The sequence below is a fragment of the Saccharothrix sp. NRRL B-16314 genome, from assembly GCF_000716595.1.
Classification (GTDB): domain Bacteria; phylum Actinomycetota; class Actinomycetes; order Mycobacteriales; family Pseudonocardiaceae; genus Actinosynnema.
Genome location: NZ_JNXC01000038.1, coordinates 1 through 20,203 on the forward strand (window position 1 = coordinate 1; position 20,203 = coordinate 20,203).

19 protein-coding genes are annotated in these 20,203 nt (G+C 71.6%); 4 read left to right on the forward strand and 15 right to left on the reverse strand.

From position 1 onward, the window contains the following. Positions 1–529: 529 nt before the first annotated feature. The gene (gene tyrS / locus OQ02_RS34390) at positions 530–1,804 is read right to left on the reverse strand and encodes a tyrosine--tRNA ligase (protein ID WP_033442848.1); all 1,275 of its coding nucleotides are present in this window, start codon (positions 1,802–1,804) and stop codon (positions 530–532) included. A gap of 98 nt (positions 1,805–1,902) precedes the next feature. Between tyrS and OQ02_RS34395 the strand changes: the two genes are divergently transcribed. Both OQ02_RS34395 and OQ02_RS34400 read left to right on the forward strand, forming a co-directional pair. Next, a complete protein-coding gene (locus tag OQ02_RS34395; protein WP_231500345.1) occupies positions 1,903–2,355 on the forward strand; it encodes a hypothetical protein in 453 nt (150 codons plus the stop codon). A gap of 111 nt (positions 2,356–2,466) precedes the next feature. After that, positions 2,467–2,988 (forward strand): EF-hand domain-containing protein, encoded by a 522-nt coding sequence (locus OQ02_RS34400; RefSeq protein ID WP_197043628.1) that lies wholly within the window; start codon positions 2,467–2,469, stop codon positions 2,986–2,988. A gap of 12 nt (positions 2,989–3,000) precedes the next feature. Here OQ02_RS34400 and OQ02_RS34405 read toward each other — a convergent pair whose 3' ends face one another. From OQ02_RS34405 to OQ02_RS34450, 10 genes are all read right to left on the reverse strand, one after another. Beyond that, positions 3,001–3,660 (reverse strand): DNA-3-methyladenine glycosylase, encoded by a 660-nt coding sequence (locus OQ02_RS34405; protein WP_033442849.1) that lies wholly within the window; start codon positions 3,658–3,660, stop codon positions 3,001–3,003. Then, positions 3,644–5,035, reverse strand: a complete 1,392-nt coding sequence (gene argH / locus OQ02_RS34410) for an argininosuccinate lyase (protein ID WP_033442850.1) — start codon at positions 5,033–5,035, stop codon at positions 3,644–3,646. The genes OQ02_RS34405 and argH overlap by 17 nt, the downstream gene beginning before the upstream one ends. Further along, positions 5,032–6,228: an argininosuccinate synthase gene (locus OQ02_RS34415; RefSeq protein ID WP_033442851.1), complete on the reverse strand. Its 1,197-nt coding sequence runs from the start codon at positions 6,226–6,228 to the stop codon at positions 5,032–5,034. Before OQ02_RS34415 ends, argH begins: the two co-directional genes overlap by 4 nt. After that, positions 6,221–6,739: an arginine repressor gene (locus OQ02_RS34420; RefSeq protein ID WP_033442852.1), complete on the reverse strand. Its 519-nt coding sequence runs from the start codon at positions 6,737–6,739 to the stop codon at positions 6,221–6,223. Before OQ02_RS34420 ends, OQ02_RS34415 begins: the two co-directional genes overlap by 8 nt. Then, entirely contained in the window at positions 6,736–7,662 is a 927-nt protein-coding gene (gene argF / locus OQ02_RS34425) for an ornithine carbamoyltransferase (protein ID WP_033442853.1), read from the reverse strand. Before argF ends, OQ02_RS34420 begins: the two co-directional genes overlap by 4 nt. Continuing rightward, complete coding sequence (locus OQ02_RS34430) at positions 7,662–8,837, reverse strand: acetylornithine transaminase (RefSeq protein WP_033442854.1); 1,176 nt, start codon at positions 8,835–8,837, stop codon at positions 7,662–7,664. Before OQ02_RS34430 ends, argF begins: the two co-directional genes overlap by 1 nt. Then, positions 8,834–9,736 carry an acetylglutamate kinase gene (argB, locus tag OQ02_RS34435; protein ID WP_033442855.1) on the reverse strand — a complete coding sequence of 301 codons (903 nt, stop codon included), beginning with the start codon at positions 9,734–9,736 and terminating at the stop codon, positions 8,834–8,836. Before argB ends, OQ02_RS34430 begins: the two co-directional genes overlap by 4 nt. Then, positions 9,733–10,887: a bifunctional glutamate N-acetyltransferase/amino-acid acetyltransferase ArgJ gene (gene argJ, locus OQ02_RS34440; protein WP_033442856.1), complete on the reverse strand. Its 1,155-nt coding sequence runs from the start codon at positions 10,885–10,887 to the stop codon at positions 9,733–9,735. The genes argB and argJ overlap by 4 nt, the downstream gene beginning before the upstream one ends. A 152-nt stretch (positions 10,888–11,039) precedes the next feature. After that, positions 11,040–12,056 carry an N-acetyl-gamma-glutamyl-phosphate reductase gene (gene argC, locus OQ02_RS34445; protein ID WP_033442857.1) on the reverse strand — a complete coding sequence of 339 codons (1,017 nt, stop codon included), beginning with the start codon at positions 12,054–12,056 and terminating at the stop codon, positions 11,040–11,042. 32 nt (positions 12,057–12,088) lie between these two features. Next, entirely contained in the window at positions 12,089–12,574 is a 486-nt protein-coding gene (locus OQ02_RS34450; protein ID WP_033442858.1) for a hypothetical protein, read from the reverse strand. Between the two features lie 15 nt (positions 12,575–12,589). Here OQ02_RS34450 and OQ02_RS34455 point away from each other — a divergent pair, with 15 nt between their 5' ends. Beyond that, on the forward strand, positions 12,590–13,237 hold the full coding sequence (locus OQ02_RS34455; protein WP_033442859.1) for an HAD family hydrolase: 648 nt from the start codon (positions 12,590–12,592) through the stop codon (positions 13,235–13,237). 14 nt (positions 13,238–13,251) lie between these two features. Continuing rightward, positions 13,252–14,097, forward strand: coding sequence for an alpha/beta fold hydrolase (locus tag OQ02_RS34460; RefSeq protein ID WP_033442860.1), 846 nt, complete (start codon positions 13,252–13,254; stop codon positions 14,095–14,097). Here OQ02_RS34460 and sthA read toward each other — a convergent pair. The 4 genes from sthA to pheS form a co-directional block, all read right to left on the reverse strand. Continuing rightward, positions 14,094–15,506, reverse strand: coding sequence for a Si-specific NAD(P)(+) transhydrogenase (gene sthA, locus OQ02_RS34465; RefSeq protein WP_033442923.1), 1,413 nt, complete (start codon positions 15,504–15,506; stop codon positions 14,094–14,096). The two genes, OQ02_RS34460 and sthA, sit on opposite strands and share 4 nt — an antisense overlap. Before the next feature lie 76 nt (positions 15,507–15,582). Beyond that, entirely contained in the window at positions 15,583–16,074 is a 492-nt protein-coding gene (locus tag OQ02_RS34470) for a hypothetical protein (protein WP_033442861.1), read from the reverse strand. A gap of 306 nt (positions 16,075–16,380) precedes the next feature. Further along, a complete protein-coding gene (gene pheT, locus OQ02_RS34475) occupies positions 16,381–18,858 on the reverse strand; it encodes a phenylalanine--tRNA ligase subunit beta (protein ID WP_033442862.1) in 2,478 nt (825 codons plus the stop codon). 3 nt (positions 18,859–18,861) lie between these two features. Further along, a complete protein-coding gene (gene pheS, locus OQ02_RS34480; protein WP_033442863.1) occupies positions 18,862–19,929 on the reverse strand; it encodes a phenylalanine--tRNA ligase subunit alpha in 1,068 nt (355 codons plus the stop codon). Between the last annotated feature and the right edge of the window lie 274 nt (positions 19,930–20,203).

Sequence of the window (20,203 nt, forward strand, 5' to 3'; positions counted from 1 at the left end):
CAGTTGTCCAGTAACAATCTCAAAGGAAACCTCTTGACGAGGTTCATAAATTTACTGGCTATTCGGCACGCTGTTGAGTTCTCAAAGAACACGCGCACATCATCTCGCGCCGCTCGCACGGCTCGATCCGAGGCTTGTGATTCAGGAAAGCTGTAGTGAAACTAGACGCCCTGGTCGCAACGGCTCAGACGAGCCGGGACTGGGTCTTCCGTTTCGAGGCCACCCACTCTACCACGCTAGCGGGAGCTTGGTTCGTGACCTGCCGCGCTCCGTTCCGGTTTTCCCGGCCCGTTCCGCGCTGACATGGAGAAAGTTACACGCACCCGAACCGGAGGTCAAATCGGGGGCGCAACACCACAGCACTGGCTGAAACCGCAGGTCAGCAGCCCGTGGTGCACTCGACTCCACGCTATCCGACCCGCTCCACCCGCAACAGTGTGACCGCGATCACATCAAGAAACGTCGAAGACCGCCGGTCCACGGGGGACCGACGGCCTTCGAACCGGCTCTGCGAGCGGCTTCGCGCAGGTCAGACCTGCACCCGCACGCCGGCGGTGTTGCGCTTGCCGCGGCGGACGACCAGCCACGTCCCGTGCAGCAGGTCCTCCTTGGCGGGCACCCACTCCTCGTCGGCGACCTTGGCGTTGTTCACGTACGCGCCGCCTTCCTTCACGGTGCGCCGCGCCGCGCCCTTGCTCTCCGCCAGCCCGGAGCTGACCAGCAGGTCCACGATGGTCGGCGCGTCGGCCAGGCGGACCTCGCCGGTCGGCGCCTCGGCCATCGCGGCCTCGATCGTGGAGAGGTCGAGCTCCCGCAGCTCGCCCCGGCCGAACAGGGCCTGGCTCGCGGCGATGACCTGCCGGGTCTCGTGCTCGCCGTGCACCAGGTCGGTGAACTCCTGGGCCAGCTTCTTCTGCGCGGCCCGCAGGTGCGGCGCCTCGGAGGTCTGCCGCTCCAGCTCGGACATCTCGTCCCGGGACAGGAAGGTGAACAGGCGCAGGTAGCGGAGCACGTCGGCGTCGCCCACGTTCACGAAGTACTGGTACCAGGCGTACGGAGACGTCATCTCCGGGTCCAGCCACACGTTGCCGCCGCCGGTGGACTTGCCGAACTTGCGGCCCTCGGCGTCGGTGACCAGCGGCGCGGTCAGCGCGTGGACGGACTTGCCGTCGACCTTGCGGACCAGGTCGACGCCGCCGACGATGTTGCCCCACTGGTCGGAGCCGCCCACCTGGAGCCTGGTCCCGTACTTCCGGTTGAGCTGGAGGTAGTCGTGCGACTGGAGCAGGAGGTAGCTGAACTCGGTGTACGACATGCCGTCGCCTTCGAGGCGGCGCTTGACCGTGTCCCGGGCCAGCATGACGTTGATCGAGAAGTGCTTGCCGACGTCGCGGAGGAACTCCAGCACCGAGACGCCGCCGGTCCAGTCCAGGTTGTTGACCACGACCGCGCCGGTGGGGCTGTCGTCGAACTCGACGAACCGCTCCAGCTGGCCGCGGATGCGCCCGGCCCACTCGGCGACGGTGTCCAGCGTGTTGAGCGCGCGCTCGGCGCTGTCACGCGGATCGCCGATCATGCCGGTGGCGCCGCCCGCGAGGACGATCGGCCGGTGCCCGGCGCGCTGGAAGCGGCGCAGCATGAGCAGCGGGACGAGGTTGCCGGCGTGCAGGCTGGGCGCGGTCGGGTCGAACCCGGCATAGAGGGTGAGCGGGCCCGCGTCGAGATCCTTCCGCAGGGCGTCGAGGTCGGTGGACTGCGCGATCAGGCCGCGCCAGGACAGCTCATCGAGGATGTGCTCGCTCACGGGACGCCATTCTCCCCCACCTGGTCAAACCGGTTTGAGCCGGTGCCCGTGCCGGGTAGTCGGCGAGGGGGCCCCGACGCACGGAGAGGACCGCGGCGATGACCTACCCGGATCACGACCCACGTCCCGCTCACCGCCCTGCCGACCGCCCGACCGAGTACGTGCCACCGACTGAGGCGGCGTACCCGACGCACGAGGAGGTCGTCGAGCGCACCGACGGCCGGGTGCGGACCGTGCGCGTGGTGTGCGCCGTGATCGACCTGCTGTGCTGGTTGTTCGCCATCGTGCTGGCGATCCACATCTTCCTGGTGATCGGCGGCGCCAACCCGGCGAACGGGTTCGCCCGGTTGATCGACTCGTGGTCGGCGGCGGTGTCGCTGGGCCTGCGCGACCTGTTCACGCCGGCGGACCCCGGTGTGCGGACGCTGTTCAACGACGGTCTGGCCGCGTTGTTGTGGCTGGTGATCGGGGCGGTGCTGACGAACGTGATCAGCCGGATCGCGTTGCCCTCGGGTGAGCGGCGGACGTGGTACCGGAGGACGGTGCGCTGAACCCGGCGACCGGGCGCTACCCACCGTCACGGACGTGTTCACTCTCGCGCACACGGGTTTGCCCCGGCTGGTCAATTGTCCTGGCCGCGTTCCCCGGCCAAGTTTGCTTGCGTGGCCAGCGACTTGCAGCGGAAGAAGACCTCCATCGTGTTCGGCGCGATGGACGTGAACAGCGACGGGTTCCTCGAGCGGGCCGATTTCGAGGCGTTGACGGACCGGTGGGTGGGCATCCGGGGCGCCGACGGTGAGGACCGGTTGCGGGAGATCATGATGAGCTGGTGGGACGCGCTGCGCTCGGCGTCCGACCGGGACCGCGACGACAAGGTCACGATGGACGAGGTGCTGTCCGTGGTGAGCAACCTGGGCACCATGCTCGACCTGGTGGTGGCCACGGCCGAGTCGATGTTCGCGGCGGTGGACGAGGACGGCGACGGCGCGGTGTCCGCGCCCGAGTACGCCCGGATGATCCACGCCTGGACGGGGGACGACGCGCCGACGGACGGCGTGTTCGCCCGGTTGGACCTGGACGGCGACGGGTCGATCTCGAAGTCGGAGTTCGTCGGCCACTGGGTGGAGTTCTGGGCCGGTGACGACGCGGACGCCCCCGGCACGCACGTCTTCGGCGAGGTCTGACGCCCGCGCGGGTCAGGCGTCGGGGACGGAGGGCTCCAGGGGCGCCGCGGTGAGGCGGGTCCGGCGGGTGCCCCGGCGGTAGGTGCTGACGGCCGGTGAGTCGATCCAGAACCGCCACGGGACGTCGACCGCGACAGCGACGCCCACGCGCGGGCCGGTGCGGATGTCGGACGGCTGGAGCGGGTCGCCGGCCAGGAGGCGCACGGACGCGTCGGACGACGTGAGGTTCACGCCGTTGTGCTCGCGGTCCAGGCCGAGGACGCCGGTCAGCCGGGCCGGTCCCTTGGCCAGTTCGGCGTGGCTGCGGGCGGTCGGGCGGCGGGTCTGGGCCAGCGGGGTGCCGGTCACCACCTCGCCGGCGCGGAGCAGCACGGCACCGGGCACGCCGTCGGTCAGCGACACGACGTTCGCGCAGAAGTGCATGCCGTAGACGAAGTACACGTACAGCCGTCCGGCCGGGCCGAACATCACGTCGTTGCGCGGTGTCCGGCCGCGGTAGCAGTGGGACGCCGGGTCGTCGCCGCCCCGGTACGCCTCGACCTCGACGATCCGCACGCCGACCACTCCCTCGGGGGTGGTCGACTCGATGACGCTCCCGAGCAGGAGCCGCGCGGCGTCGACCGGGTCGACGGCGAGCTCCTGCTCGGTGAGCTGCCTAGGCGTTGCGGGCAACGGACACCTTGTCGCGCAGCCTCTTCAACTGCTCGGCGACCCGGTCGGGCGCGGTGCCGCCGTGGGCGTCGCGTGACGCGATGGAACCTTCCACGGTCAACACGCTACGCACGTCGGGCGTCAACGCGGGCGAGATCGTGGCGAACTCCTCATCGGTCAGGTCCTCCAGGCCGACGCCGCGCGTCTCGGCGACCCGGACGCACTCGCCGGCGGCCTCGTGCGCGACCCGGAACGGCACGCCCTGCCGCACCAGCCACTCGGCGATGTCCGTGGCGAGGGTGAACCCGGCGGGCGCGAGGGACGCCATCCGCTCGGTGTCGAACCGCATGGTGGCGATCATCCCGGCCAGCGCGGGCAGCAGCAGTTCGAGCTGCTCGACCGAGTCGAACAGCGGCTCCTTGTCCTCCTGGAGGTCCCGGTTGTAGGCCAGCGGCTGCGCCTTGAGGGTGGCCAGCAGGCCGGTCAGGTTGCCGATGAGCCGGCCGGACTTGCCGCGGGTCAGCTCGGCGACGTCCGGGTTCTTCTTCTGCGGCATGATCGAGCTGCCGGTGGCCCACGCGTCGTCCAGCACCGCGAAGCGGAACTCGGCGGTCGTCCAGATGATCACTTCCTCGGCGATCCGGGACAGGTCGACGCCGATCATGGCCAGCACGAACGCGATCTCCGCGGCGAAGTCGCGGGACGCGGTGCCGTCGATCGAGTTCTCCACCGGGCCGTCGAAGCCCAGCTCCGCGGCGACGGCCGCCGGGTCGAGCCCGAGGGACGAGCCGGCCAGCGCGCCCGACCCGTACGGGGACACGGCGGTGCGCTTGTCCCAGTCGTGCAGCCGGTCGACGTCGCGCAGCAGCGCCTGCCCGTGTGCGAGGAGGTGGTGCGCGAGCAGCACGGGCTGCGCGGACTGGAGGTGCGTGCGGCCGGGCATGACGGTGGTGGCGTGCGCCGTCGCCTGGTCCGCCAGCGCGTCGACCACGTCGAGCACGCCCGCCGACACCCGCCGGGCGGCGTCGCGCAGCCACATCCGGAACAGCGTGGCCACCTGGTCGTTGCGGGACCGGCCGGCGCGGAGCTTGCCGCCCAGCTCGGGTCCGGCGCGCTCGATCAGCCCTCGTTCGAGCGCGGTGTGCACGTCCTCGTCGGCCAGCGTCGGGGTGAAGGCGCCGGCGGCCACGTCGGCCTCCAGCGCGTCCAGCGCCGCCAGCATCCGGTCCAGTTCGTCGGCGGTCAGCAGGTCCGCGCGGTGCAGCACGCGGGCGTGCGCCCGTGATCCCCTGATGTCGTACGGGGCCAGTCTCCAGTCGAAGTGCGTCGACGCCGACAGCAACGCCATCGCGTCCGCCGGACCACTGGCGAACCGGCCACCCCACAGTGCGCTCACTTGCCCAAATCCCTCTTCGCGGCGATCTTGCTCGGCAGGCCCCACAGTTGCACGAAGCCCTTGGCCAGACTCTGGTCGAACGTGTCACCCTCGTCGTACGTGGCGAGGTTGAAGTCGTACAGCGACTCGTCGCTGCGCCGCCCGGTGACGACGGCGCGGCCACCGTGGAGCACCATCCGGATCTCGCCGGTGACGTGCCGCTGGGTGTTGTCGATGAAGCTGTCGAGCGCGTGCTTGAGCGGCGAGAACCACAGGCCGTCGTACACCAGCTCGGTCCAGCGCTGCTCGACCTGCCGCTTGAAGCGGGCCAGGTCGCGCTCCAGGGTGACGTTCTCCAGCTCCTGGTGCGCGGTGATCAGCGCGATCGCGCCGGGCGCCTCGTAGATCTCGCGGGACTTGATGCCGACCAGGCGGTCCTCGACGAGGTCCAGCCGGCCGACGCCGTGCGCGCCCGCCCGGCGGTTCAGCTCCTGGACGGCCTGGAGCGCGGTCACGGTCTCGCCGTCGATGGCTACCGGCACGCCCTCGTCGAAGGTGATGACCAGCTCGTCCGGGTCGCGCGGCTCGGCCGGGTCGCGGGTGTAGGAGTAGAGGTCCTCGACGGGCGCGTTCCAGATGTCCTCGAGGAACCCGGTCTCCACCGCGCGGCCCCACACGTTCTGGTCGACGGAGTAGGGCGACTTCTTCGTCACGTCGATGGGCAGGTCGCGGTCCTCGGCCCACGCGATGGCCTTGTCGCGGGTCCACGCGTAGTCGCGGACGGGCGCGATGACCTTCAGGTCGGGTGCGAGGGCGCCGATGCCGACTTCGAAGCGCACCTGGTCGTTGCCCTTGCCGGTGCAGCCGTGGGACACGGTCGTCGCGCCGTGGTGCTTGGCGGCCTCGGCGAGGTGCTTGACGATCACCGGTCGGGAGAGCGCGGACACCAGCGGGTAGCGGTCCATGTAGAGGGCGTTGGCCTGGAGCGCGGGCAGGCAGTACTGCTCGGCGAACTCGTCGCGCGCGTCGGCGACGACGGCTTCGACGGCGCCGCACTCGAGCGCGCGTCGGCGGATCGTCTCCATGTCCTCGCCGCCCTGGCCAAGGTCCACGGCGACCGCGACGACCTCGGCGCCGGTCTCCTCGGCGATCCAGCCGATGGCGACGGAGGTGTCCAGCCCGCCGGAGTACGCGAGGACCACCCGCTCACTCATGGCCTTCTCCCTGCTGTTGTCCTTCTCCTGGTTGGTCCTGGCCGGCGGCGAGCGCGGTCACCCTGGCCGCCAGGTCGGCCCCGGTGAGCGGTTCCCTGGCCACGGCGAGGATGGTGTCGTCACCGGCGATGGTGCCGACGATGTCGTTGAGGGCGGCCCGGTCGAGCGCGCTGGCGAGGAACTGGGCCGCGCCGGGCGGGGTGCGCAGGACGGCGAGGTTGCCGGAGTGGTCGACCGACACGAGCAGTTCGCCGAGGACGCGGGTGAGGCGGGACGTGCCGCCCTGCACGCCGCGCACCGGGCTGCCGTCCTCGGGGATGACGTAGACGGGCGCGCCCCCGTCGGGGCCGCGCAGCTTGACCGCGCCGAGTTCGTCCAGGTCGCGGGACAGCGTGGCCTGGGTGACCTCGATGCCTTCCACCGCAAGGGTCTTCGCCAGTTCGGACTGGCTGCGGATGGCGCGCTGGGCGACCAGTTCGACGATGCGGGCCTGCCGCGCGGTTCGCGTCATCGTGACTGCTCCAGGAGCCACACCAGCAGTGCCTTCTGGGCGTGGAGGCGGTTCTCGGCCTCGTCCCACACGGCGCTGTCGGGTCCGTCCAGCACCTCGTCGGTGATCTCCTGGCCGCGGTGCGCGGGCAGGCAGTGCAGCACGGTCGTCTTCACGCCGGTGGCGGCGACGAGGTCGGCGTTGAGCTGGTACGGGCGGAACGGGCGCATCCGGTCGCGGCCGTCGTTCTCCTGGCCCATCGACGTCCACGTGTCGGTGACCAGCACGTCCGAGCCGTCGACCGCCTCACGCGGGTCCTCGATCACCTGGACCGAGCCGCCGGTCTCCAGGGCGCGCTTGCGGGCGTCGTCGAGCACCCACGGCAGCGGCTGGAACAGCTCGGGCGCGGCGATCCGCACGTGCATGCCCGCCGTGACGCCGCCGAGCAGCATCGAGTGGGACATGTTGTTCGCGCCGTCGCCGAGGTAGGTGACGGTGAGGCCGGCGAGCTCGCCGTGCACGCGGCGGATGGTCTGGAGGTCGGCCAGCACCTGGCACGGGTGGAACTCGTCGGTCAGGGCGTTGATCACCGGGACGCGGGAGACGGAGGCCATCGCGTCGATGCGCTTCTGCGCGAACGTCCGCCAGATCACCGCGTCCACGTACCCGGACAGGATGCGGGAGGTGTCCTCGATGGTCTCCTCGCGGCCGAGCTGCATGGAGCGGCCGTCGATGATGACGGGGTTGCCGCCGAGCTGGGCGATGCCCACCTCGAACGACAGCCGGGTGCGGGTGGAGTTCTTCTCGAAGATCACCGCGACGGACTTCGGCCCGGCGAGGGGCTTGGCGGCCAGCCGGTCGGCCTTGTACTCGTCCGCGAGGTCGAGGACGGCGGCCTGCTCGTCGGGGGTCAGGTCGTCGTCACGCAGGAAGTGGCGCACCATCACGACTCCTCGGGCGAGGGCAGGAACGACGGGAGGTCGACGACCAGCCGGTGGGCGTCGGCCTCGTCCAGCACCAGCGGCGGGGCGAGCCGGATCACGTCGGGCTGGATGGGGTTGATCAGGTAGCCGGCCCGCTGCGCCGCCGCGGCGGCCTTCGCCGAGACCGGCTCGCGCAGCATGATGCCGATCAGCAGGCCCGCGCCGCGCACACCGGCGATGAGCGGGTGGTCCAGCGCCTCGACCCCGGTCGCGATCTCCTTGCCGACCGCGGCGGTGTGCTCCAGCAGGCCGTCCGCGGCGATCGTGTCCAGCACCGCGAGCGCGGCGGCGCAGCACACCGGGTTGCCGCCGAACGTGGTGCCGTGGTGGCCGGGTTCGAACAGGTCCTTGGCCGCGCCGATCGCGATGCACGCGCCCAGCGGCAGCCCGCCGCCGAGGCCCTTGGCCAGGGTGATCACGTCCGGGACGATCCCGACCTGCTGGAACGCGAACCAGGTGCCGAGGCGGCCGACACCGGTCTGCACCTCGTCCAGGACGAGCAGGGCGCCGTGCTCGGCGGTGATCCGGCGGGCGGCCTGCAGGTAGCCCTCGGGCGGCACGACCACGCCGTTCTCGCCCTGGATCGGCTCCACGATGAACGCGGCCGTGTCGTCGTCGATCGCGGCTTCGAGGGCCGCGACGTCGCCGAACGGGATGTGCACGACGCCGGGCACCAGCGGTTCGAACGGATCGCGCTTCTTGGGCTGGCCGGTCAGGGCCAGCGCGCCCATCGTGCGGCCGTGGAACCCGCCGTCCGTCGCGACGACCTTGGTGCGCCCGGTGCGGCGGCTCAGCTTGAACGCGGCCTCGTTGGCCTCCGCGCCGGAGTTGCTGAACAGCACCCGGCCGTCGCCGTCCACCCCGGACAGGTCGAGCAGGCGTTCGGCGAGCTTCAGCGCGGGCTCGTTGATGTAGAGGTTCGAGGTGTGGCCGATCTTGCCGATCTGCTCGGTGACCGCGGCGACGATCGCCGGGTGCGCGTGGCCGAGCGCGTTGACCGCGATACCGGTCAGCAGGTCGAGGTAGCGGTTGCCGTCCGCGTCCCAGACGTACGCGCCCTCGCCGCGGGTCAGCGTCAGGCCCGGTGTGCCGTAGTTGTTCATCATCGCGGCTTGCCACCGCTGCTGGTCGCTCATGCCTCGTCGTCCGCCCCAGTCTGAGTGCCGGCGTCGCCGGCGGTCACCATCGTTCCGACACCTTCGGAGGTGAAGACCTCCAGCAGGACCGAGTGCGCGAGCCTGCCGTCGATCACGTGCGCCTCGGGGACGCCGCCGCGCACCGCGCGCAGGCAGGCCTCCATCTTCGGCACCATGCCGCTGTCCAGGTCCGGCAGCATCTTCTCCAGCTGCTCGGCGTGCACCTGGTGCAGCAGCGAGCTCTTGTCCGGCCAGTCCGAGTACAGGCCTTCCACGTCGGTGAGCACGACCAGCTTCGCGGCCTCCAGCGCCACCGCCACCGCGCCCGCCGCCGTGTCGGCGTTGACGTTGTGGACCACGCCGTCCGCGTCGGGCGCGACCGTGGACACGACCGGGATGCGGCCCGCGCGGACGATGTCCAGCACCGCGTCCGGGTTCACCCCGACGATGTCGCCGACCAGGCCGATGTCGACCGGCTCGCCGTCCACGATGGCCGGTCGGCGGGCGGCGGTCAGGAGGTTGGCGTCCTCACCGGACAGGCCGACCGCGAGCGGGCCGTGCTCGTTGATCAGGCCGACGAGCTCCCGCTGCACCTGGCCGACCAGCACCATCCGGACGACGTCCATCGCCTCGGGCGTGGTGACCCGCAGGCCGCCGCGGAACTCGCTCTCGATGCCCAGCCGCTTCAGCATCGCCGCGATCTGCGGGCCGCCGCCGTGCACCACGACCGGGTGCAGGCCGGCGAGCTTCAGGAACACCATGTCCTGGGCGAACGCGCGCTTCAGCTCGTCGTCGACCATCGCGTTGCCGCCGTACTTGACGACGACCGTCGCGCCCCGGAAGCGCTGCAGCCACGGCAGCGCCTCGATCAGGACTCCGGCTTTCTCGTGGGCGTTCACGAGCTGTACGCGCTGTTCTCTTCGACGTAGGCGTGCGACAGGTCGGTGGTGAGCACGGTCGCCGTGCCGTCGCCCAGGTTGAGGTCGATCACGATGTCGACGTCGCGGCCGGACAGGTCGGCCTCGCTGCGGTCGGCGGCCTTGTGTCCGTGCTCGAACAGCGTCACGCCGTTGATCGTGATGCCCAGCTCGTGCTGGTTCACCTCGGCGGGGGCGCGGCCGACGGCCATCGCGATCCGGCCCCAGTTCGGGTCGGAGCCGAACAGCGCGGTCTTGACCAGGTTGTCCTCGGCGACGGTCTTGGCGACGACGACCGCCTCGGCCTCGGTGAGCGCGCCGTTGACCGTGATGGTGACCTCCTTGGTCACACCCTCCGCGTCCTGCTGGAGCTGCTTGACCAGGTCTTTCGCCACGGCGGTGAGGAGTTCGGCGAACTCGTCGGCGGTCGGCGTGACGCCGGACGCGCCGGACGCGAGGACGAGCACGGTGTCGTTGGTGGACGTGCCGCCGTCCACGTCGAGCCGGTCGTAGGTCTTGGCGGTGGCCGTGCGCAGGGCCGCGTCGAGCGCGTCGCCGTCGATCACCGCGTCGGTGGTGAGGACGCTGAGCATGGTGGCCATGTTCGGGTTCAGCATGCCCGCGCCCTTGACGAACCCGCCGACGGACCAGCCGTCCGGGTGGCCCGCCCAGGACTGCTTCGGGTGCGTGTCCGTGGTCATCACGGCGGTGGCGGCGTTCAGCCCGGCCTGGTCGGTGGCGTCCAGCTCCTGGGCCGCCTTCTCGACGCCCGCGGTGACGTTGTCCATCGGCAGGCGCTCGCCGATGAGGCCGGTGGAGCACACCGCGACCTCGATCGCGCCGACGTCCAGCACCTCGGCGACCTTCTCGGCGGTGGCGTGGGTGTCCTGGAAGCCCTCGGGGCCGGTGCACGCGTTCGCGCCGCCGGAGTTGAGCACGACGGCGTGGAGCGCGCGCTCCTTGATCACCTGCTGCGTCCAGAGGACGGGCGCGGCCTTGACCTGGTTGGTGGTGAAGACGCCCGCGGCAGCCTGGCCCGGACCCTCGTTGACGACGAGCGCCAGGTCCAGCGCGCCGGACTCCTTGATGCCGGCGGCGACACCGGCGGCCTTGAAGCCCTTCGGGCCGGTCACGCCCCGGTGGCGATCGGGTGCGGGTGTCCCGCTGTGCGCAGTCGGTACGACTCCCACGGTGGACGGGCCGTCAGTACGGCGCTCGGGTGCGGGTGTCCCGCTGTGCGCAGTCGGTGCGACTCCCACGGTGGACAGGCCGTCAGTACTGTGGTTCACGGTGCGACTCCCACGGTGGACAGGCCGGTGGTCTCCGGCAGGCCGAGTGCCAGGTTCATGCACTGCACCGCGGCGCCCGCGGTGCCTTTCGCCAGGTTGTCGATGGCGGCGACCACCACGAGCCGGTCCAGGTCGCGGTCGACGGTCACCTGGAGCTGCACGGCGTTCGAGCCGAGCACCGCGCCGGTCGTCGGCCAGTGGCCTTCGGGCAGCAGGTGCACGAACGGCTCGTCGGCGTACGCCTTCTCGTAGACCTCGCGGACGTCCGTACCGCCGTCCTTCAGGGTCGCCGAGCAGGTGGCGAGGATGCCGCGCGGCAGCGGGGCGAGGACCGGCGTGAACGAGACCTTGACCTGCTCCTGTGCGATCCGGGACAGGTTCTGCGCGATCTCGGGGGTGTGCCGGTGGGCACCGCCGACGCCGTAGGCGCTGAGCGAGCCCATGACCTCGGAGCCGAGGAGGTTGGCCTTGAGCGACTTGCCCGCGCCGGAGGTGCCGGAGACCGCCACCACCGTCACCTCGGGCTCGATGAGGCCCATCGCGGGGGCCAGGGCCAGGGAGGACACGGTCGGGTAGCAGCCGGGGACGGCGACCCGGCGGGCTTCGCGCAGCTCGTCGCGGTGACCGGGCAGCTCGGGCAGGCCGTACGGCCAGCTGCCGGCGTGCGTGCCGCCGTACCACCGGTCCCAGGCGGCGGGGTCGGTGAGCCGGTGGTCCGCGCCGCAGTCGATCACCAGCACGTCGTCGCCGAGTTGCGCGGCGATCCCGGCGGAGTGACCGTGGGGCAGGGCGAGGAAGACGACGTCGTGGCCCTTGAGGGTGTCGGCGGTCGTCTCCTCCAGCACCCGGTCGGCCAGGGGCAGCAGGTGCGGCTGGTGTGCGCGCAGCGTCGAGCCCGCGTTGCCGCCGGCGGTGAGCGCGCCGATCTCCACGTCCGGGTGCCCGAGGAGGAGCCGGAGCACCTCGCCCCCGGCGTACCCGCTGGCCCCGGCGACCGCGATCCTTACCGTCATGCGGATAAGTATGCACGGTGATGCAAAGTCACTCAACCCGGGTTCGCCCGCTCGACCTCCCGCTGGAACCGGCGACTCACCGGGAGCGCCAGCAGGACGAGCGCGCTGACCGCTCCGACGAAGCCCAGCGGGATCATGGCGACGTCCGCGACCTGCACGACCAACGGCGTGACGACCGGGTCGTAGTAAGGGGCGTGGTCACGAGGGCTCGGCGAGGACCTTGTCCGCCACCCGACCGTCGGCAGCGCGACCGCCGTGAACGCCGCGTGCGGCACCATCACCACCAGGGTCAGCGGGTAACCCCACCACCGGCGGCGCAGCAGCGCCACGACGGCGAGCCCGAGCAGCAGGGTGCTCACGCCCACGACCACCAGCGACACCATCCACGACAGGTACGTGAACCCCTCGGACACCGGTCCGTTCATCGAGGTGTCGTTGTCCGAGTGGGCGAGGGCGAAGACCCGGTCGGCGTGCTCGAAGCTGTAGAGGATCGTGACCACGTCGAGCGCGAAGGCCACGACGAGGGAGTGCGCATGGCGGACCGGTTACGGGCCGTGATCTTCGATTGGCGGGGCACGCTGGTGCTCACCCCGACCTTCCGGGGGTGGGTGGCGGAGGCGTTGCGGCGGATCGGACGGGACGTCGGACAGGCCGCCGACGTGATCGGGAGGCTGGACACCCGCCGGCTGGACGTGCCGGGCATGGACGCGGACGCCGACCTGCACCGGAAGACGTGCTACGCGGCGTTCCGCGCGGCGGGGTTCGACCAAGAGCTGGCCGATTCGCTGTACGCGGTGGAGTGCGACCCGGCGTTCAACCCGTTCGCGGTGGACGCGGCGCCGACGTTGCGGCGGCTGCACGGGGACGGCATGCGGATCGGGGTGCTGAGCGACATCCACTTCGACATCCGGCCCGCGTTCGACGGCCTGCCGGTCGACTCGTTCGTGCTGTCGTTCGAGCACGGCCTGGTGAAGCCCGATCCGGCGATCTTCCGGGTGGCGCTGGACGAGCTCGGCACCGCGCCGGCGGAGACGCTGATGGTCGGCGACCGCTCCACCCACGACGGGGCCGGCGTGGAGGCGGGGATGCCGACGCTGCTCGTCCCGCCACTGCGGGACGTGCGCGACGCCCGGCTGCACCTCGTCACCAATCTAATGGTTGATCCCCCATCTAACCGTTAGGTACAGTCGGCCGCATGATCCCCCAGGTGTTCCACCGGCACGTGGACGTCGACGGCGTCCGGGTCTTCTACCGCGAAGCCGGCCCGGCCGCCGCGCCCACGCTCCTGCTCCTGCACGGCTTCCCCAGCGCGTCGCACCAGTACCGCCGGCTGATCGACGCGCTGGGCGACCGCTTCCACCTCGTCGCGCCCGACTACCCGGGCTTCGGCCACAGCGGCGACCTCGACGGCCCGCACACGTTCGACCGCCTCGCCGACACCGTCGAGAAGTTCGTGGACGCGCTCGCCCTGCGGAGGTTCGCCCTCTACGCGTTCGACTTCGGCGGTCCGGTCGGCTTCCGGCTGGCCGTGCGACGGCCCGAACTGATCACCGGCCTGGTCGTGCAGAACGCCAACGCCTACACCGACGGCCTGTCCGACAACGCGCGTGCGTTCATCGCCAACGACGACCGCGAAGTGGCGGCCGGGTTCATGACGCTCGCGTCCACCAGGGGCCAGTACGAGGACGGCACCACCGACCCCGCGCTGGTCTCCCCCGACGGCTGGACGCTGGACCAGCACTTCCTCGACCTGCCCGGCCGCACGGACCTCCAGGTGGACCTCGCCCTCGACTACCGCTCCAACGTCGACCGGTACCCCGAGTGGCAGGAGTGGCTGCGCACGGCGAAGCCGCCGACGCTCGTCCTCTGGGGACGCGGCGACGCGATCTTCACCGAGGACGGCGCGAAGGCGTACCTGCGCGACGTGCCCGACGCCGAGCTGCACGTGTTCGACACCGGGCACTTCGCGCTGGAGGAGAACCTGCCGGAGATCGCGCCGCTGATCGCCGCGTTCCTCGACCGGTTGCCGGAGCACGCCTAGGCGCCGAAGCGCTCCAGGGCGCGGATCTTGTTCGTGGCGTCCAGCGCGGCCACCTTGTACGCCTCGGACAGCGTCGGGTAGTTGAAGACGGTGTCCACCAGGTAGTCCACCGTGCCGCCGCACGCCATGACCGCCTGTCCGATGTGGACGAGGTCGGTCGCGCCGGTGCCGAACAGGTGCACGCCGAGCAGCTTGCGGTCCACAGTGGACACCAGCAGCTTGAGCATCCCGTAGGCGTCGCCGACGATCGAACCGCGGGCCAGCTCCCGGTACCGCGCCAGGCCGACCTCGTACGGCACGGCGGACGACGTCAGCTCGGCTTCCGTCGCGCCGCAGTAGGAGATCTCCGGGATGGTGTAGATCCCGATCGGCTGGAGCGCGGACAGCTCGCGCGCCTTCTCGCCGAACGCGTGGTAGGCGGCGAGCCGGCCCTGGTCCATCGACGTGGCGGCCAGCGCCGGGAAGCCGATCACGTCGCCGACCGCGTAGATGTGCTCGACGGGCGTGCGGTAGTGCTCGTCGACGGACAGCCGGCCGCGGTTGTCCGCCTCCAGGCCGGCCAGCCCGAGGTCGAGCGCCTCGGTGTTGCCCTGCCTGCCCGCCGAGTACATCACCGCGGCGGCCGGGATGCGCTTGCCGCTGGCCAGCGTGGTCACCGTGCCGCTCTCGGACACGTCGACGTTGACGACCTTCTCGCCGAACCGGAACGTCACCGCGAGGTCGCGCAGGTGGAACTTCAGCGATTCCACGATCTCCGGGTCGCAGAAGTCGAGCATCCGGTCGCGCTGCTCGACCACCGTCACCCGGCTGCCCAGCGCGGCGAACATGGACGCGTACTCGATGCCGATCACGCCCGCCCCGACCACGACCAGGGACGCCGGGATCTCCTCCAGCGCGAGCACCTCGTCCGAGTCGAGCACCCGCTCCTCGTCGAAGTCGACCTGGCTCGGCCGGGCGGGGCGGGTGCCGGTGGCGATCACGATCTTCTCGCCGGTGATGGCGTGGTGCTCGCCGCGGTGCGCGCCGTCCACGGCGATCGTGTGCGGGTCGAGGAACCGGGCGGTGCCGCTGAGCAGGTCGACCTGGTTGCGGTGCAGCTGCGCGCGCACGACCTGGACCTCGCGGCCGATCACGTGCTGCGTGCGGGCGAGGAGGTCGGAGATGGTGATGTCCGCCTTGACCCGGTAGCTCGCGCCGTACAGCTCGCGCTGGCTCATCCCGGTCAGGTACATCACCGCCTCGCGCAGCGTCTTCGACGGGATGGTGCCGGTGTTCACGCAGACACCGCCCACCATGTCCGGCCGGTCCACGATCGCGACCCGCTTGCCGAGCTTGGCACCCGCGATGGCGGCCTTCTGCCCGCCGGGGCCCGACCCGATGACGACCAAGTCGTAGTCGTACTCGCTCATGCGGGAAGCCTCGCACACCGGGACGTCGCGCGGTGTCACGCCGAGCGGACTCGTGGCGCCGTTCGGGCGCACGGCCTCAGCCGCGCGCGGCCCGGCCCGAGTACGTCAGCGGGAAGACCAGGTCCCGGCACGCGGCGGGCAGGTCGTGCGCGATCTGCACGACCATCTCGACCTCGACCGACCCGGCGGGCGGGATGACGACCGGCTCGGGCATCGGCACGACGGTCAGCACACCGGCCGGGCAGTCCGGCACGCGGTTGTGCGCCTCGTCCGTCGGCTGGCCCGGCACGGCCTGGAGCGTCAGCACCACGATGTCCACGCTGTTCGGGTTGGACAGCCGCACCAGGCGGACGCCCTCGCTGCCCGGCGTCAGCTCGACCGCGCCGCCGGAGATGTCGTTGATCTCGAACGGCCGCAGGTCGGACACCTCACCGCCGCTGACCGCGTACGCCATGGGGGGAAGCTCGGGCTCCGGCCAGGTCAGGTGCATGGCGGCCACCACGGCGGCGCCCACACCGAGGATGCTCATGGCGACGGCGACTTCCATCCGCGGACCCAAGCTGCGCATGAGGCAACCTCACTCGATTGCTGCTCCAGGCGGTGGGTTCGCCGCTAGCTCCCCGTCGGACCGGCGACCAGACTCGCCCGGCGGTTCATCGCTTCGCCCCTCGGCCCAGCGGGCCGCGGAACCAATCTTGGAGAACGTTCAACCTGCGCGCAAGGACCAACGCGGCCCGGATACTCAGGTCTTTGGACCCCTTGACACGCACGGTGACGAGCACTGACCAGGGCGTTCACCATCCCCCGACCATGGAGTGGTTCACCCGTCCGGCCCAGTCCTGGACCCGCACCAGTGCGGGTCCAGGACGGTTCCTCAGCCTCTCAGCACCGCGCCGAAGCGCTCCGCCGCGGCGGCCACGGCCGCGTCGCGCGCCGCCGTCGCCTCCTCCACGGTCAGCGTGCGGTCCGGCGCGCGGAAGCGCAGCGAGTACGCCAGCGACCGCTTGCCCTCGCCGACCTGGTCGCCGCTGTAGACGTCGAACAGCCGGATGTCCTCCAGCAACGCCCCACCGCCGCCGCGCAGCACCCGCGCCACCTGCTCGGCGGGCACCTCCTGCGGCACCACCACGGCCACGTCCAGCAGCACCGGCGGGTAGGCTGACACGATCGGGGCGGGCCGGTCGTCCGTCAACGGCATCGCGTCGAGGTCCAGCTCCAGCGCCACGGTCCGCTTCGGCAGGCCCAGCGCTTCCACCACCTTCGGGTGCAGCTCACCCGCGTGGCCCACCGGCCAGTCACCGACGCGCAGCTCCGCACACCGGCCGGGGTGCCACGGCGCCAGGTCGGAGGCGACCACGGTCAGCTCCACCCCGTACGCCTGGCCGACCAGCCGCGCGGCCCGCACCGCGTCCGCCCAATCCGTCGGGCGGCCCTTGCCCCACCAGCCGACCTGCTCGCGGTCGCCCGCCAGCACGGCCGCCACGTGCACCGGCTGCTGCGGCAGCGCCGCCAGCAGCGACGCCACCTGCGCGTCCGTCGGCCGCTCGCCGACGCCCACCTCGGGCACCGGCACCTGCTGCGCGCGCGGCAACGTCACCTGCGCGATCGTGTAGACCGCGAGGTCCTTCTGCCCGCGGGCCAGGTTCCGCTGCACGGTCTCCAGCAGCCCCGGCACCAGCGTGGTGGCCAGCGCGTTCTTGTCCGACTCCAGCGGGTTCAGCACGGTCACCACGGTGCGCCGCACGTCGTCCGCCGGCAGCCCGAGCGCGTCGAACACCGTCGGCGCGACGAAGGGGAACGGCTTGACCTCGACGAACCCGTTCTCGGCCAGCGCGCGCGACACCGTGCGGCGACGGCGCTGCTGCTCGGTCAGCCCCCGACCGGCCGGTGCGGGCGGCAGCGTGGACGGGATCGTGTCGTACCCCTCCAGCCGCAGCACCTCCTCCACCAGGTCGGCGGGCTGGGTCAGGTCCGTGCGCCACGTCGGCGGCACGGCGGTGACCATTGTCGCGCCGTCGTCACCGGTGGTGACCTCGACCTGGCAGCCGATCTGGCCCAGCCGGCGCGCCGTCACGCCACGCCCGTAGCGGACGCCCGCGACCCGGTCGGGCAGGTCGATCGGCATCGTCACCGGCGCGGGCAGCGAGGGCGCGCCCACGTCCGTGCGGCCGGGCTTGATGCTGCCGTCGGCGAACATGTCCAGCAGGCGTGCCGCGCGTTCCAGCGCGACCGGCGCCAACGCCGCGTCCACCGTGCGCTCGAACCGCTTCGCCGCCTCGCTGGGCAGCTTGTGCCGCCGCACGGTGCGGGCGATCGACGCCGGGTCCCAGTTCGCCGCCTCCAGCAGGATGTCCGTGCTGTCCGCGCCGACCTCGGTGCTCGCGCCGCCCATCACGCCGGCCAGCGAGATCACGCCGCTGTCGTCGGCGATCACGATGTCGTCCGGGTCCAGCGCGCGGACCTGCTCGTCCAGCGTGGTCAGCTTCTCGCCGGCCACCGCCCGCCGCACCACCAGGCCGCCCTTGACCGACGACGCGTCGAACGCGTGCAGCGGCTGGCCGAGCTCCAGCATCACGTAGTTCGTGACGTCCACCGGCAGCGAGATCGACCGGATGCCGGCCAGCATCAACCGCCGGCGCATCCACCACGGTGTCGGCGCGGTCGGGTCGACACCGCTGACGCGGCGGGCCACGAACCGGGAGCACGCCGCCTGGTCCTCGATGTGGACGGGCAGCACCTCGCCCTCGCCCTCGGGCACCTCGGCCGTGCCGGGGTCGCGGTAGGGCACGTCGAACGCGCAGGCGATCTCGCGGGCCAGGCCGCGCACCGAGAACGCGTAGCCGCGGTCCGGCGTCGGCGCGACCTCGATCACCGTGTCACCCAGGCCGAGCAGCTCCATCGCGTCGTCACCGGGCTGCGCGGTGCCGCTGGGCAGCACCATGATCCCCGCGTGGTCGTCGCCGAGGCCCAGCTCGCGGGCCGAGCAGATCATGCCGTTGCTGGTCTTGCCGTAGGTCTTGCGCGCGGCGATGGTGAAGTCGCCCGGCAGCACCGCGCCAGGCAGCGCCACCACGACGGTGTCACCCTCGCGGAAGTTCGAGGCGCCGCAGACGATGCCGTTGACCTGGTCCGGGCCGACCTCCACCTGGCAGTAGCGGATCGGCTTCTTGAACTCGGTCAGCTCCTCGATCTCCACCACGCGACCCGCGACCAGCGGACCCGTGACACCGCCGAGCTGGTGGACGTCCTCGACCTCGATGCCGATCCGCACGAACGCCTCGGCGAGCTGGTCGGGGGTGGGGTTCTCGGCGAACTCCAGGTTCTCGACCAGCCAGGTAACCGGAATGCGCACCGGTCAGGCCTCCGTTCCGAATGGCTGGGTGAAGCGGACATCGCCTTCGACCATGTCGCGCATGTCGGGCAGACCGTTGCGGAACTGGAGCGTGCGCTCCAGGCCCATGCCGAACGCGAAACCCGAGTACACGTCCGGGTCGATGCCGCAGTTGCGCAGCACGTTGGGGTTGACCATGCCGCAGCCGCCCCACTCGACCCAGCCCGCGCCGCCCTTCTTCTCCGGGAACCACACGTCCACCTCGGCGGACGGCTCGGTGAACGGGAAGAAGCTCGGCCGCAGCCGGGTCTTGGAGTCCTCGCCGAACATGGCGCGGGCGAACGCGTCGAGCGTGCCCTTCAGGTGCGCCATGGTCAGGCCCTTGTCCACGGCCAGGCCTTCGACCTGGTGGAAGACGGGCGTGTGGGTGGCGTCCAGCTCGTCGGTGCGGAACGTCCGGCCGGGGCACACCACGTACACGGGCGGCTCGCGGTCGAGCAGGGTGCGCGCCTGCACCGGGCTGGTGTGCGTGCGCAGCACCAGACCCGAGTCGGCGGGCGCCACGTAGAACGTGTCCTGCATGGAGCGCGCCGGGTGGTCCTTGCCGAAGTTCAACGCGTCGAAGTTGAACCACTCGGTCTCCAGCTCCGGGCCTTCGGCGACCTCGTAGCCCATGGCCACGAACACGTCGGCGATGCGCTCGGCGAGCGTCGAGATCGGGTGGCGGGCGCCGCGGGGCACGCGGTCCCACGGCAGCGTGACGTCGACCGTCTCGTCGCGCAGCACCCGTTCGTCGCGCTCGATCTGCAACCGGGCACGGCGCTCCTCGAACGCGAGCTTGACCGCGTTCTGCGCCTCGTTCACCCGCTTGCCCGCGTCCGCCTTGGCGGCCGGCGGCAGCGCGCCGATCTCGCGGCGGGCCAGCAGGACCGGCGAGCGGTCGCCCAGGTGGCTCGGTTTCACGGCGGCCAGCTCGTCGAGGTCGGCCGCCTTCGCGAACGCCTCACGAGCCTGCCCGACCGCAGCTTCGAGCGCTTCCGGGGAGAGCGCCGCGACCTGCTTGGGGTCGTACGGGTCGTTGGCTCCGGACATGGTTGGTGGACAGCTCCCGTCACGGACACAGGTGGTCAGCCCTCCGCGAGGCACGCGGAGCGGCGGTCCGATCCTAGGTGATCGGCCGCCCACCGGCCCCACCGCCGCCCTCGGCACCCACGCTGAGTGATCCCGCACTCACCGGGCGCCGGGCGGATTCCCCGTCCCGACCGGCGTTTCCGACCGGCGTTCCCGACCCGTGCCCCCGCGCGTCCCCGCCCGCGCGTCCCCGCCCGTGCCCCCGCGCGTCCCCGCCCGCGTCCCGACCCGCGTC

What these genes read in the sequence shown, in the direction of transcription:
- OQ02_RS34395 (WP_231500345.1), top strand. Translation starts at nt 1,903, where the DNA reads ATGACCTACCCGGATCACGACCCACGTCCCGCTCACCGCCCTGCCGAC.
- OQ02_RS34415 (WP_033442851.1), bottom strand. Translation starts at nt 6,228, where the DNA reads ATGAGTGAGCGGGTGGTCCTCGCGTACTCCGGCGGGCTGGACACCTCC.
- OQ02_RS34420 (WP_033442852.1), bottom strand. Translation starts at nt 6,739, where the DNA reads ATGACGCGAACCGCGCGGCAGGCCCGCATCGTCGAACTGGTCGCCCAG.
- argF (WP_033442853.1), bottom strand. Translation starts at nt 7,662, where the DNA reads ATGGTGCGCCACTTCCTGCGTGACGACGACCTGACCCCCGACGAGCAG.
- OQ02_RS34430 (WP_033442854.1), bottom strand. Translation starts at nt 8,837, where the DNA reads ATGAGCGACCAGCAGCGGTGGCAAGCCGCGATGATGAACAACTACGGC.
- argC (WP_033442857.1), bottom strand. Translation starts at nt 12,056, where the DNA reads ATGACGGTAAGGATCGCGGTCGCCGGGGCCAGCGGGTACGCCGGGGGC.
- OQ02_RS34455 (WP_033442859.1), top strand. Translation starts at nt 12,590, where the DNA reads ATGGCGGACCGGTTACGGGCCGTGATCTTCGATTGGCGGGGCACGCTG.
- OQ02_RS34460 (WP_033442860.1), top strand. Translation starts at nt 13,252, where the DNA reads ATGATCCCCCAGGTGTTCCACCGGCACGTGGACGTCGACGGCGTCCGG.
- sthA (WP_033442923.1), bottom strand. Translation starts at nt 15,506, where the DNA reads ATGAGCGAGTACGACTACGACTTGGTCGTCATCGGGTCGGGCCCCGGC.
- OQ02_RS34470 (WP_033442861.1), bottom strand. Translation starts at nt 16,074, where the DNA reads ATGCGCAGCTTGGGTCCGCGGATGGAAGTCGCCGTCGCCATGAGCATC.
- pheS (WP_033442863.1), bottom strand. Translation starts at nt 19,929, where the DNA reads ATGTCCGGAGCCAACGACCCGTACGACCCCAAGCAGGTCGCGGCGCTC.